Annotated in this window: 14 protein-coding genes and 1 riboswitch; of the genes, 5 read left to right on the top strand and 9 right to left on the bottom strand. The window is 63.8% G+C overall.

Translation table 11 applies throughout. The annotated features are described in order from the left end of the window. Window positions 1–10: 10 nt before the first annotated feature. From SM763_RS15370 to SM763_RS15355, 4 genes are all read left to right on the top strand, one after another. The gene (locus SM763_RS15370) at window positions 11–952 is read left to right on the top strand and encodes an ABC transporter permease (protein ID WP_368999070.1); all 942 of its coding nucleotides are present in this window, start codon (window positions 11–13) and stop codon (window positions 950–952) included. A gap of 22 nt (window positions 953–974) precedes the next feature. Next, window positions 975–1,787 (top strand): ABC transporter permease, encoded by an 813-nt coding sequence (locus SM763_RS15365; protein ID WP_368999109.1) that lies wholly within the window; start codon window positions 975–977, stop codon window positions 1,785–1,787. Window positions 1,788–1,836: 49 nt separating this feature from the next. Next, on the top strand, window positions 1,837–2,868 hold the full coding sequence (locus SM763_RS15360) for an extracellular solute-binding protein (RefSeq protein WP_368999069.1): 1,032 nt from the start codon (window positions 1,837–1,839) through the stop codon (window positions 2,866–2,868). Between the two features lie 93 nt (window positions 2,869–2,961). Continuing rightward, window positions 2,962–4,185 (top strand): serine hydrolase domain-containing protein, encoded by a 1,224-nt coding sequence (locus SM763_RS15355; RefSeq protein ID WP_368999068.1) that lies wholly within the window; start codon window positions 2,962–2,964, stop codon window positions 4,183–4,185. Between the two features lie 9 nt (window positions 4,186–4,194). Here SM763_RS15355 and cobF read toward each other — a convergent pair whose 3' ends face one another. The 7 genes from cobF to cbiE form a co-directional block, all read right to left on the bottom strand. Further along, window positions 4,195–4,956 carry a precorrin-6A synthase (deacetylating) gene (cobF, locus tag SM763_RS15350; RefSeq protein WP_368999067.1) on the bottom strand — a complete coding sequence of 254 codons (762 nt, stop codon included), beginning with the start codon at window positions 4,954–4,956 and terminating at the stop codon, window positions 4,195–4,197. A 77-nt stretch (window positions 4,957–5,033) separates the two neighbouring features. Beyond that, window positions 5,034–5,711, bottom strand: a complete 678-nt coding sequence (locus tag SM763_RS15345) for an energy-coupling factor ABC transporter permease (protein WP_065271157.1) — start codon at window positions 5,709–5,711, stop codon at window positions 5,034–5,036. 58 nt (window positions 5,712–5,769) lie between these two features. Further along, a riboswitch (cobalamin riboswitch) is annotated at window positions 5,770–5,985 on the bottom strand. Window positions 5,986–6,054: 69 nt separating this feature from the next. Continuing rightward, complete coding sequence (gene cobA, locus SM763_RS15340; RefSeq protein WP_368999066.1) at window positions 6,055–6,786, bottom strand: uroporphyrinogen-III C-methyltransferase; 732 nt, start codon at window positions 6,784–6,786, stop codon at window positions 6,055–6,057. Next, window positions 6,783–8,117 carry a cobyrinic acid a,c-diamide synthase CobB gene (locus SM763_RS15335; RefSeq protein WP_368999065.1) on the bottom strand — a complete coding sequence of 445 codons (1,335 nt, stop codon included), beginning with the start codon at window positions 8,115–8,117 and terminating at the stop codon, window positions 6,783–6,785. The genes cobA and SM763_RS15335 overlap by 4 nt, the downstream gene beginning before the upstream one ends. Beyond that, window positions 8,110–8,904 carry a precorrin-4 C(11)-methyltransferase gene (cobM, locus tag SM763_RS15330; RefSeq protein ID WP_368999064.1) on the bottom strand — a complete coding sequence of 265 codons (795 nt, stop codon included), beginning with the start codon at window positions 8,902–8,904 and terminating at the stop codon, window positions 8,110–8,112. Before cobM ends, SM763_RS15335 begins: the two co-directional genes overlap by 8 nt. Beyond that, window positions 8,901–9,278: a cobalamin biosynthesis protein gene (locus tag SM763_RS15325; protein ID WP_368999063.1), complete on the bottom strand. Its 378-nt coding sequence runs from the start codon at window positions 9,276–9,278 to the stop codon at window positions 8,901–8,903. The genes cobM and SM763_RS15325 overlap by 4 nt, the downstream gene beginning before the upstream one ends. Further along, window positions 9,275–10,474: a precorrin-6y C5,15-methyltransferase (decarboxylating) subunit CbiE gene (gene cbiE, locus SM763_RS15320; protein WP_368999062.1), complete on the bottom strand. Its 1,200-nt coding sequence runs from the start codon at window positions 10,472–10,474 to the stop codon at window positions 9,275–9,277. The genes SM763_RS15325 and cbiE overlap by 4 nt, the downstream gene beginning before the upstream one ends. Here cbiE and SM763_RS15315 point away from each other — a divergent pair. After that, window positions 10,473–11,234, top strand: coding sequence for a cobalt-precorrin-6A reductase (locus tag SM763_RS15315; protein ID WP_368999061.1), 762 nt, complete (start codon window positions 10,473–10,475; stop codon window positions 11,232–11,234). The two genes, cbiE and SM763_RS15315, sit on opposite strands and share 2 nt — an antisense overlap. Here SM763_RS15315 and cobJ read toward each other — a convergent pair. Continuing rightward, window positions 11,210–11,974: a precorrin-3B C(17)-methyltransferase gene (gene cobJ, locus SM763_RS15310; RefSeq protein WP_368999060.1), complete on the bottom strand. Its 765-nt coding sequence runs from the start codon at window positions 11,972–11,974 to the stop codon at window positions 11,210–11,212. The genes SM763_RS15315 and cobJ overlap by 25 nt on opposite strands. Then, the gene (cobI, locus tag SM763_RS15305; RefSeq protein ID WP_368999059.1) at window positions 11,971–12,687 is read right to left on the bottom strand and encodes a precorrin-2 C(20)-methyltransferase; all 717 of its coding nucleotides are present in this window, start codon (window positions 12,685–12,687) and stop codon (window positions 11,971–11,973) included. The genes cobJ and cobI overlap by 4 nt, the downstream gene beginning before the upstream one ends. Between the last annotated feature and the right edge of the window lie 2 nt (window positions 12,688–12,689).

Below are 12,689 nucleotides of genomic sequence, written 5' to 3'. Positions count from 1 at the left end.
GGGGCAGGGGATGCAACAGACTTCGCCCACGGCGCAGAATTTGCTGCAGGCCGTCGCGGCCCGCAGCCGGACAGTCCGGCGGATCCGGTTGTTCCTGCTCTTGCCGGCGCTCGTGATCATCGGTGTGTTTGGTCTGGCGCCCCTGTCAATCTCGCTGGTCTATTCCTTTCTGGAGCCGGGTACCTATGGCGGCGTCGAATGGGTGTTCTCGACCGATGCCTATGTGCAGTTCCTGTTCGAGCGGGACATCTTTGATGACACGCTGAGTTTCAACAGCGCCTATCTCCAGATCTTTGGCCGCTCTTTCGGGCTGGCGCTATGCGCGATGATCGGCACTCTGATCCTTGGTTTTCCGGTGGCTTATTTCATCGCGGCCCGCCCGCCGGAACAGCGCAATCTCTGGCTTTTTGCCATTACCCTGCCGTTCTGGACCAACCTGCTGATCCGCACCTATTCCATGCTGTTAATCGTGCGCGACGAAGGGTTTTTGAACCTTGCGCTGATGAAACTGGGGCTGATCAGCGCGCCCATCGAGATGCTTTATACCGATGGGGCGGTCTTGGCCGGGCTGGTCTATAGCTATCTGCCCTTCATGATCCTGCCGATCTATGCCTCGCTGGAAAAGTTCGACTTTTCCCTGCTGGAGGCGGGGCACGATCTTTATGCCTCTCGTGTGCAGGTGTTCCGCCATATCGTTATTCCGATCAGCCGCCCGGGTATTGTGGCCGGATGCGCGCTGGTGCTGATCCCCGCGCTGGGCGCCTATATCACGCCCGAGCTGTTGGGCGGCGGCAAGAAGCTGATGATCGGCAACCTGATTGCCATGCAGTTCGGATCTGGGCGCAACTGGCCCTTCGGCTCGGCGGCGGCGCTGATCCTGATGTCGGTAGTGCTGATCGCGCTTCTGGTATCGCTCCGGGCAGGCGCCGAGAAGGAGAAGGCCCATGGCTGATCTGCTCCGCAAGAGGCTTGGCATGCTGTGGCGCAACAGCGAGACGCGTGAGTTGCGGCGTCAGCCCCTGTTCACGGCGCTTTCATGGCTGGTTCTACTGCTGCTTTATGCGCCGATCGCCGTGCTGATCCTGTTCTCTTTCAACGACAACCGCTCGGTCGTCGTCTGGACCGAGGCGAGCCTCAAGTGGTACGCCAAGGCGTTGGAGAATGACGACATCCGCAACGCGGCCTGGATTTCGATCCGGGTAGCTCTGACTGCCACAGTCATCTCTACCGTCATCGCGACAATGGCGGCGTTGGCGACAACGCGGGGCGGGAATTATCGCGGGCGCGCGGCAGCGATTGCCCTGATCAATCAGCCGCTGATGATCCCGGAAATCGTCACCGCCATTGCCACCCTGTCGTTCTTTTCGATCCTGCGACAGTTGACAGGGATCACCGGGCTGGGCTGGCTCATCCTGGCGCATACGGTGTTCTGTATTCCCTTTGCCTTTATCCCGGTGCGCGCTCGCCTTGCCGATATGTCGGAAACGTTCGAGACCGCCGCCGCCGATCTTTATGCAACGCCCTGGCAGACCTTCCGCCATGTCACCCTGCCGCTGCTGATGCCGGGCATTCTGGCGGGCGCAATGTTGGCCTTCGTGGTCTCGCTGGATGACGTGATCATCACACTGCTGATCGCCGGTCCCGGGGAAACCACCCTGCCGATCTACATCCTGGGCCAGATCCGGCGCGGCGTGACGCCCGAGGTCAACGCGGTCTCCACCATTCTGATCCTGCTGACCGTGGCCATGGTCGCGCTGACCTTCGCCCTGCAACGCAAACGAAAATAACCAGAAGCCCGCACCAGACGGGACCCACCAACCAACAAGAGGAAGATCCATGAAACTGACGATCCTTAAGGCGGGGCTCACCTCCGTCATCGCCCTCAGTGCGGCTGCAGCCCAGGCCGAAGGCACGCTGAACATCTACAACTGGGGTAACTACACCAACCCCGAGATGATCGAGAAATTCGAAAAGCAGTATGACATTGACGTCACGCTGGATGGCTATGACAGCAATGAGACCATGCTGGCCAAGGTCAAGGAAGGCGGCAGCGGGTACGACATCGTGGTGCCGGGCGACTATATGGTCGCCATCATGATCGGTGAAGGTCTGCTGGCCGAGATCAACGCCGCCGAGATGGAGAACTTCAAGAACCTCGATCCCAACTGGGTCGATGTCTACTGGGATCCGGGCCGCAAATACTCGGTGCCGTATCAGTGGGGCACCACCAGCTTTACTGTCGACAGCGCGGTTTACGGCGGCGACATCGACACGCTTGAGATCGTGTTCAACCCGCCCGAAGAGCTGAAGGGCCGCATCAACATGCTCAACGACATGAACGATGTGATCAATGCCGGGCTGCGCTATCTTGATTACCCGCGCTGCAATTCCGACCCGGCCCAGATGAAAGAGCTGCTGGCGCTGCTGCTCAAGGCCAAGGAAGACTGGCGCACCATGGATTACGCGGTGATCGAGAAGCTGACCTCGAAGGATGTCGACCTGTCGCAAAGCTGGAATGGCGCCGCGATGCGCGCCCGCGCCGACCGCCCGACGCTGAAATACGCCTATCCCAAGGAAGGTTTCACCGGCTGGATGGATAACGTCGCGGTGCTGGCGGATGCCCCCAACATGGAGAACGCCAAGCTGTTCGTGAACTTCATGATGGAGCCTGAAAACGCGGCGATGACCTCCAACTTTGCCCGCTATGCCAACGGCGTCATCGGGTCCGAAGAGTTCATGGACGCCGAAATGCTGGAGGCGCCGGAGATCGTGATGCCTGAAGGCGCCCCGGTGCCGGACTTCGTCAAACCCTGCGATCAGGATGTCGTGGCGATGTACAACAAGGTCTGGACCCGCCTGAAGCAGTAACTCAGCCAAACAGAAGGGTGGTGGCCCGCAGGGCCATCACCGGAATTTTTGACCGCAGTCCAGGCGCTGGGCTGCCATGCGGGAGCGTGCCCAATGCACCGGACAGCAGACAGTCTGAAGCCGAAATCGGCGCGGGAAATCGGCATCATGCAGGGATTCCCACCGCCGCCGGAAAAACGGCCGGCGCTGGAAAACTGGGATCTGGCGCCCTTCAACCGCTGGTCCTTTCAGAACATGCGGCGCCTGTTTCCCACGGCGGATGTGCGCAGCGGACCCGGCGCGGCTGCGCCGCTCCAAACGGCCCTGCAGGATCTGTCAGAGGTCTGTTTCGCCACCAGCGAAGGCACCCGCCAGTCGGTCGGCGATTGGCTGTGGCAAAGCTACACCGACGGGTTTCTGGTGCTGAAAGGCGGCGCCATCGTCACCGAGTTCTACGCCAATGATTTTCACGCCGAGGCGGCGCATCTGGGGCAGTCGGTGTCCAAATCCGTGATCGGCATCCTCGCCGGGATCCTGCATGGTGAGGGGCTGCTGGATCTGGCCGCCCCGCTGGAGGAGATCGTGCCGGAATTGGCGGGCACCGGCTACGCAGGCTGCACGGTGGATCAGGCGCTGGACATGCTGTCCGGTGCGCGGTTCTCCGAGGACTACGGGCTGCCGGGCAGCGACATGACCCGGGTCGATATCGCCTCGGGCTGGCGCCCGGTGCGGGACGGGGAGATCAAGCCGACCATACGCGACGTGATCCTCTCCCTGCCGCAGGAGCGGGCGCATGGGCTCAGCTTTTCCTATCGGTCGATTGAAACCGATGTCATCGCCTGGGCGCTGGAACGGGTCAGCGGTACGGATCTGTCTGCACTGCTGTCCGACCGGATCTGGCGCAGGCTTGGCTGCGAACAGGATGGGTTCTTTACCGTCGATGATGCGGGCACGGCGCTGGCCGATGGGGGGTTCAACGCGAGTCTGCGGGACTATGCCCGGTTCGGACATATGGTGCTGAATGGTGGCCGGGCCCACGGTCACCAGATCGTACCCGAAGCTTGGATTGATGGCATTTGCGCGGGCGCGGACCCCTCAAAATTCGGCGCACCCTATGACGTGCTGTCACCGCAAGGCGCCTATCGGCGGTTCTGGTGGGTGCACGATCCCGGGCGCGGCGTGTTCATGGCCCGGGGTGTGTTCGGTCAGCTGATCTTCGTCGATCGCAGCGCTGATGTTGTGATCGTAAAGCTGTCGAGCTGGCCCGACTATCTGATCCCGGCCTTTGGTCTGGATGCCGTGCAAGCCTGCGAGGGTATCGTCAGCGCGCTGGGTTAGGGCAGGCGATCAGGCCCGCGCGGGGCGGCGCAGGATGTAGATATCCATGATCCAGCCATGCTCCGCGCGCGCCTTCGCGCGCATATCAATGATCTCATCCGCGGTTTCGCGCAGCGCGCCGGAAATGGAGATTTCATTCTCCATCCCGGCATAAGCCGCCCACCAGATCTGAACACCTTCGGGGTCGATGGACTGAAAACTGCAGTCGCCGTCCAGCATGATGACCAGCGTGTCGGCACTCTCCGGCCAGCCCGCCTCGCGCAGTTGGCGGCCGGTGGTGATGGTGACGGGATCACCGATTTCGTTGAGGGGGATGGCATGGCTCGCCGTCAGCGCCTGAATCGAGGTGATGCCGGGAATGACGCGCAGGGAAACCTCGGTACGGGCCTGAAGCCGCGCGGCAATGCGCATGGTGCTGTCGTAAAGGGATGGATCGCCCCAGACCAGAAAGCCGACCTTGCCGTCCCGGGGCAGGTGTTGGTCGATGGTCTTTTGCCAGACCTCGGCAATGGCATCGTGCCAGTCGTCCACTCTCTGTCGGTAGCTTGGTGTCGCGGGATCGCGCTGCGGCAGGTCGAATTCGACGATCGCAGGCCCCGGCGATTTGATCACCCGTTTGCAGATGTCCCGGCGCAGCCCGGCAAGGTCGTCCTTACCGGCGCCCTTGTTGGGGATGAGGATTAGCTCCAGCCCGTTCAGGGCTTCGACCGCCTGCAGGGTCAGATGCTGGGGATTGCCGGTGCCAATGCCAACAAGGGTGAGATCAATCATGTCAGGCGCCTTTGGAAAAGAAACACGGCCCCGAAACGGGGCCGCGCTATGTGACACTTCAGATGTCGGCGAGAGGCTTACGCAGCCGCATAAAGGCGGGGCGTGACCAGACCGCTGCGCTCAAGTCCGCGCAGGCTTTTGGCGGCGGCCAGAACGGCCAGATCGGCGAGCGGCTCGATCAGGATGACGGTCATGTAAGCTGCACCAAAGGTAAAGACCGAGGCCATGGTTTCGGCGCCGATGCCCTGACCGTAGAAGGCCCAGAAAGCGACCCAGCCGACAACGCCTGCCTGATAGGCGGTCGACAGCGCCAGCGCCTGAGAATACTTCAGATCAACATAGGCAGTGTTCGGAGCGATGATCCGCTTGGCCAGTTCCTTCATCGCGAACAGCGGCACCAGGAGCGTGGTCAGGTTGATGAAATACTGCGGCAGATCGATCGGGGCAAAGAACACGCCCTGGATCAGAAGTCCCATCGCCAGACCGAAGGCAGCAGGTGCAGCGCCCAGCAGCAGGAACAGGGTCGAGCCGAGGATGAAGTGAACCTCGGAAACGCCCACAGGGAAATGCGGCAGCACTTCGAAGAAGGTGAAGACGCCGACAGTCGCAATGGCCGAACGCGCCGCAAAGGATGCGATGCCGGAGGCGGCCAGATCTTCCATCGTCTTTTTCGCAGCAAAGCCCATGGCGCCAGCGGCGGTGGCATAGGACAGGGCGATTTTGACGCCGTTTACGATTCCGGGTTCGATATGCATGTTCTGTCTCCTTGCCGCCTCACCCGGCGGCATTACATAGGTTATGGTTGGGCCATCCTGGCCACGTCTTCCAACGGCAGGTCTCCTGACTCGCGGGTCGATGCCGGTCCGGGGCCTTCCCAGTCCTGATAGGGACCAGTGGCTATGCCCGGTGGCTCTCCGCTCACAGTTGCGGGGGCAGTCACGGATTTGGCGCCTGATGGCTACACCTCACCGTGTTCCCTTTTCATCCTTGGGTCTTGGACCCGTCGGAACCTTTGGTCTTTCAGAGATGACACAGCGCTTACAAAGCTGTCAACGTGTCTGGCGCGTCATCCGTGTTTCAATTGCGGCATATGGGCGATCAGCGGGGCAGGTCCTCATCGGCCAGGGGACCATAGAGGATCAGTACCGGTGCCTTGGTCTCCATCGCGCGCAGAACCTCGGGGAGTTCCCCCACCGTGTGGCAGGACAGCGACTGATCCGGGGTCGAAACACCCAGCGCGATCAGCGCGTGCGTCTCGGGTGGCAGCCCGGCTACCAGCAACCGTTCGGCGAGCGCTGCAAAGGTGCGTTTCCCCATGTAGACAACGGTCGTGGCTTCGGGATCGGCGAGGGCGGCCATATTCAGCCTTTCGGGCAGGCCGCCGGTCACGTCATGGCCGGTGATGAACTGCAGTCGTCGCGCGGTCAGCCGCCGGGTCAGCGGGATATTGGCCGCCGCCGCCGCTGCCGAGGCGGCCGTGACACCGGGCACGATCTCGAACCCGATGCCTGCCTGCCGCAGCGCGGTGATTTCCTCTTCCAGACGGCCAAAGACGCCGGAATCGCCGGATTTCAGCCGCACCACATGCGCTCCGGTCGCGGCGTATTCGACCAAGAGCTGGCTGACGTGGTCCTGCCGGGGTGAGGGGCGCCCTGCACGTTTGCCCACTCCGACGAGATCGGCGTCCGTGCGGGCATGGGTCAGGATCGGCCCCGAGGACAGATCGTCGAACAGCACCGCATCCGCCGCCTCCAGCCGTTTCACCGCCTTGACGGTCAACAGCTCAGGGTCACCGGGGCCGGAGGAGACGAAACTGACAAAACCGCTCATGATTGCTCTCCGGTAATCAGGTGGAAGAAGGTGCCGGTCACATGCCCCCGCACCGATCCGGTTTCCGGCACCGGGTTGCCATCCGCGTCCATCACCCGGGCCAGTGGGGCATCGGGCTCGTCCAGTATGGTCGAATAGTGGAACTCATGCCCGCGCAAGGCACCGCCTGCGGCAAAGCCCGGCATCGGCGCCTCCAGAACGGCGCGGCGGTAGCCAAGGTGGATTTTTCGCTTTTCATAAGAGGTGACGAGCCCCAGCAGCCCGGCCATGCGGTGACGGTTGCCGTCCTTGTCGATCAGAGCCTCGCCCAGTGCCATGTAGCCGCCGCATTCGCCATGGACCGGCCGGGTTTCGGCGTGTTTGCGCAGGGCGGCGCGGAAGGTCCCGGCAGCGGCCAGCCTGCCGCCGTGCAGCTCGGGGTAGCCCCCCGGCAGCCAGACCAGATCGGCATCCGGGTCCGGGGTCTCATCCGCCAGCGGAGAGAAGGGAACGATCTCGGCCCCTGCTGCCCGCCAGCCTTCCAGAAGATGCGGGTAGGTGAAGGAAAACGCCGCATCCCGCGCCAGTGCGATGCGCTGCGCAGGCGGTTTCGGCAGGGGGGCTGAGGCGGGCGCAGCTCCGGCACGGGCGGCGGATTTGATCGCCTCCAGATCCACGTTCTCGCGCAGGAAGGCGGCATAGCCCGCGATCGCGGCTTCCAGATCCGGGTGTTCGACCGCCTGAATGAGGCCAAGGTGGCGTTCGGGCAGGGTCAGGTCGCCACGACGGGGCAGGGAGCCAAGCACGGGAATGCCTGCGTGCTCCATTCCCAGACGGGTCAGCCTTTCGTGGCGCGGGCTGGCAACACGGTTCAGGATCACACCGGCAAAGGGCAGGTCAGGATCATAGGCGCGAAACCCCAGCGCGGTGGCTGCTGCCGATTGCGCCTGACCGCCTACATCCACGACCAGAATGACAGGCCAGCCCATGCGTTTTGCGGTTTCCGCCGAAGAGCCAAAGCCGCTTTGGCCGCGCGTGGCAACGCCATCATAAAGCCCCATGGAGCCTTCCCCGATGCAGATCTGCGCGCCGTTTGCCTGCCCCGCAACGGCATCCAGAAGGCCGCCATCCATCGCCCAGGTGTCTAGGTTAAAAGAGGCCTGCCCCGCAGCGGCCAGATGAAAGGCCGGATCGATATAATCCGGTCCGCTTTTGAAGGGCTGCACGGCAAGACCATCCTCGGCCAGTGCGCGCAACAGGCCCAGCATCACAGTGGTCTTGCCCGTGCCCGAGGCGGGCGCCGAAATCATCAGACCCGGCGGATAGGATCCGGTCTTGCCCGTTTCAGTCATCGCCTTCGCTCCAATCCGCCCATTGGCTGTCGGCGCTTTGCGGGCGGTAACGCCGGTCATAGTCCTGCGCGTAAAGACAGCTTTCGTCGAAGTGCTCGGCGCCAAGAGCACGGCCCAAGAGGATCAGCGCGGTGCGCCCGCGCGCGCCTTCGGTGGCGTCGATCAATGTGCCTAGGGTGGCCTTGATGATCTTCTGATCCGGCCATGTGGCGCGCCAGACCACCGCGACGGGGCAATCGTCGCCATAGGCCGGAGAGAGCCGCGCCACCACATCGTCCAGCACATGCACCGACAAGTGAATGGCCAGCGTCGCACCGGTGCGGGCGAAATTCTCCAGCGTTTCGCCTTCGGGCATCGAGGAGGCCCGCCCCGAGGTGCGCGTTAGCACCAGCGATTGCGCAACGCCCGGCAGGGTCAGCTCGGCGCCAAGCGCAGCGGCGCCTGCGGCAAATGCGGGCACGCCGGGGGTTACGTCATAGGGAATACCCAGATCGCGCAGACGGCGCAGTTGCTCGCCCATGGCGGACCAGACCGACAGATCGCCGGAGTGCAGCCGCGCCACATCCTGCCCCGCCTCATGTGCGGCCTCGATTTCGGCCACAATCTCATCCAGCGACAGGGAGGCCGTGTTGACGATCCGCGCGCCCTCCGGGCAGTGCTGTAGCAGCGCCTCGGGCACCAGCGAGCCGGCATAGAGGCAGACGGGGCAGGCTGCGATCAGGTCGCGGCCACGCAGGGTGATCAGGTCGGCGGCGCCGGGGCCGGCGCCAATGAAGTGAACGGTCATGAGGTCAGTCTTTCTGCAATGGCCGCAGTGGCAAGGCCATCTGCGGTGACAACGCGGGGAACGAGAAGGCGGGCGGTTGCTGTGGGGCGGCCGTGGCATGCGCCGCAGAGGGCAGCAGCTTCGGCCAGCGATCCGGTTGCGAACCGGGTTTTGATACGGGGCGACATGGTCGGCGTTTCAAGGCCAGCAATCGCCTCTTCCGAGAGGGCGATCATCGGCAGGTTCAACTCGGCGGCAAGGGCTTGAAAGGCGGGGCTTTCCACCTTTGCTGCGAGTGAGGCGAGCGCATCGGGCTGATGCCCGGTCAGCGCTAGGGCGGCGCGCAGGTCGGCGACGGTCGCCGCTTTGCGAAATCCCAGACCCGCGACCTTCATCGCGTGACGCTCCACTGGATGACGGGGCGGGCGCGCTCCCAGCCGCGCATAGAGCCAAGCGGTCCGGCCTCGGCCAATTCCACCTTCATCAGATGCCCGCCGCGTGTGGCATGTGCCTGCATCAGCAGGGCCTCGGTCTCCAGCGTCACGCCATTGGCCACGATCCGCGCGCGCGCGGGCAGCACCTGCCACAGGTGATCCAGCAGCGCCTGGGAGCCGCCACCGCCGATGAAGACGCAATCGGGTGTTTCCTGTCCGTCCAGAACATCCGGTGCGCGGCCCGGAACCGGGGTCAGTCGGTGTTCAACGCCGAACCTGTCGGCATTGGCGCGGATATTGGCGATGCGGTCTTCGCGCGCCTCAAACGTTATGGCGCGGGTACCGGGGGCGGCAAGGCACCATTCCACCGAGACAGATCCTGAGCCGCCGCCGATATCCCAGAGCAACTCTCCGGCTCGCGGTGCGAGTGCCGAAAGGGTCATGGCGCGGATCGGGCGTTTGGTGATCTGCCCGTCGCTTTGGAACAGATCGTCGGGCAAGCCGCTGGCGCAGGGCAAGCCCGTGCTGCCTGCCACCTGAAGCGCGGCCACCACGGGGGCGGCGATGCCGGTCAGATCAAAGGTATCTGCGCGCGCGTGGCGCGTTCTTGCGCGGGGCCCGCCCAGCGCCTCCATCACCGTCAGCGTGGTTGCCCCGAAGCCCTGCGTGGTCAGCCATTCGGCCAGCGCGGCGGGGCTATTGCCAGCGCGCAGGGTGCAAATGATCCGGGTTCCGGCGGCCAGAACCGGCGTCAGCCGCGCGAAGGGGGCTGCGTGCAGACCGAGGCAAAGCGTCTCTTCCAGCTTCCAGCCAAGCTGATTTACCGCCAGTGCAAAACAGGAGGGCGCAGGGTGCGATACCCATTCATCCGGGCGCAGGTGCGCCACCAGCGATCCACCCGCGCCGTGCCAGAAGGGATCGCCCGAGGCCAGCACCACGGCGCGTTGACCGCGCGCCGCAAGCACCGGATCGATGGAAAACGGAACCGGCCAGGGCTGGCCGCGATTACCTGCCTGCACCAGATCCAGATGGCGGGGGCCGCCAAAAATCACCTCGGCCTCGTCCAGCGCCTTCCGGCTTGCATTCGCCAGCCCAGCCGGTCCATCGTCGCCGAGGCCGACAATGGTCAGCCATTGTTTTACAAGAGGATCAGACATGACGCGCATCCTGCTTCTGGGAGGCACCACCGAAGCCTCGCGCCTTGCCGAGGCACTGGCCGAGGCCGGGATGGATGCGGTGTTCTCCTATGCGGGCCGCACGGCGCGTCCCGTCACCCAGCCGCTGCCACTGCGCGTCGGGGGCTTTGGCGGGGGCGAGGGCTTGGCGGCTTATCTTCAGGCCGAAGGGATCACCCATGTGATCGATGGAACGCACCCCTTTGCCGCGCAGATGAGTGCCAATGCGCTCTATGCCTGTGAACGGGCGAATGTGGCGCTTTGTGCATTGGAGCGCCCCGCATGGCAGGCGCAGTTGAGCGACGACTGGCGCCATGTGGAGAACTTGGCCGAGGCGGTTGAGGCGTTGCCGGAAGTGGGGGCGCGAGTCTTCCTGGCGATCGGCAAACAGAACCTCGCTGCCTTTGCTGGCAAACCCGGAAACCACTATCTGTTGAGGCTGGTGGACCCGCCCGAAGGCCCGATTCCCCTGCCGGACAAGACCGTTGAAATTGCGCGTGGCCCGTTTGATGTGGCGGGGGATCAAGCACTGATGCAGGCCCATGGTATTACCCATATTGTTTCCAAGAACGCTGGTGGTTCTGGTGCCGAAGCCAAGCTGCAGGCGGCGCGCGATTTGGGGCTGCCGGTGATCATGATAGCCCGCCCGAAGGTGCCGCAGCGCCTGACCTTTGGAACCGTGCCTGCGGTCATGGCGTGGTTGTCTGGCCGCCCGGATCACGGTGCCGAACCTTCTGCGTAGCGGGGCGTGTAGACGTGCCGCCCGATGGCCCGCGTGTCGCGGTTGCCAACGATCACCATGGTGCGCATGTCCGCCATTTCCGGCCGTGCGTCCTTCAGCGCGACGGTGGTGATCTCCTGCGTCGGCTTGGTGACGTCCCGGGCAAAGCTGATCAGCGTCTCACCGCCGCAAGCCTCGCGCAGGATTTCCAGTGCGCGGGCGAACTGATGCGGGCGCGACTTGGAACGGGGATTGTAGAACGCCATGGCAAAGCCTGCTTCCCCCGCCGCCCGCAGGCGGGATTCGATCAGCGACCAGGGTTTCAGATTGTCGGAAAGGTTGATCGCCGCGAAATCGTGCCCGAGCGGCGCACCGATCTGGGCGGCGGCAGCTAGCATGGCGGTAATGCCGGGCAAGACACGGATATCAAGCTCCAGCCAGTCATTCGGCCCAGCCTCAAGCGACTCGAACACGGCGGAGGCCATGGCAAAGACACCGGGATCGCCAGAGGACACAACGACAACGCGGCGTCCCGCAGCGGCCATCTCAAGCGCATGGGTGGCGCGATCGACCTCGACCCGGTTATCCGAGGCATGCAGCACCAGCCCGTCGCGCGGCGCGATGCGTTTCACGTAAGGGATATAGCCGACTAAATCTGTTGCAGCGTCGATGGCATCGCGCACCTCTTGGGTCACCAGCGCCTCTTCGCCGGGACCTAGGCCCGCGACGACCAGCCATCCGCTTTCTGTCACTTGCGTCATGGTCGACGTCCCTGTCCATGCACCAGCACGATCGAGAAATAAGGCACCTCGCCAACTACTTCGGTCAGCTTTTGCACGCTCTGTGTCGGCATGGTGCCGCGTTCCACCAGCCAAGCATCGTCGAGCTTGCCCGCCGCCTGCAGCGCGCGGCGCAGTTTGGGCAGGTTGCGGCCGATCTTCATCACCACCAGCGCGTCGGTTCCGCGTGCGCGCTCGGTCAGCTCATCCTCGCTGAGCGTGGCCATGGCGACGGTCAACACGTCATCGCCCCAGGTGATCGGCTGATCGGTGGCAGTCCAGCAGCCGGACATGCCGGTGATGCCGGGGATGATGTCCACCTCGGCGCGGGCCTGAAGGCGGCTGTGCAGATGCATGAAGGAGCCGTAAAGGAAGGGATCGCCTTCGCAGAGGACAACGACGTCGTCGGTCCGGGCGATCTCTTCCAGACGGTCGGCCCATTGATCGTAGAAGTCCGACAGCAGGCGATTGTATTCGGGATCGGAGAAATGGATCTCCGTTGTTACCGGATATTCCATCGCATGTTCCTGCACCGTGTCTGGCAGCAGATGTTCGACGATGGTGCGGGCCTGACCCCTGCGGCCTGCTTTGCGGAAATAGGCGATGTGGCGCGCGCCGGTGATGGCGCGGTGCGACTTAACACTCATCAGGTCCGGATCGCCGGGGCCGAGGCCTGCACAGATAACTTTGCCCATGG

The organism is Pseudophaeobacter sp. C1-32P7 (genome assembly GCF_041008775.1).
GTDB classification, from domain to species: domain Bacteria; phylum Pseudomonadota; class Alphaproteobacteria; order Rhodobacterales; family Rhodobacteraceae; genus Phycobacter; species Phycobacter gallaeciensis_A.
This window is presented reverse-complemented; position numbering and strand designations above follow the sequence as displayed.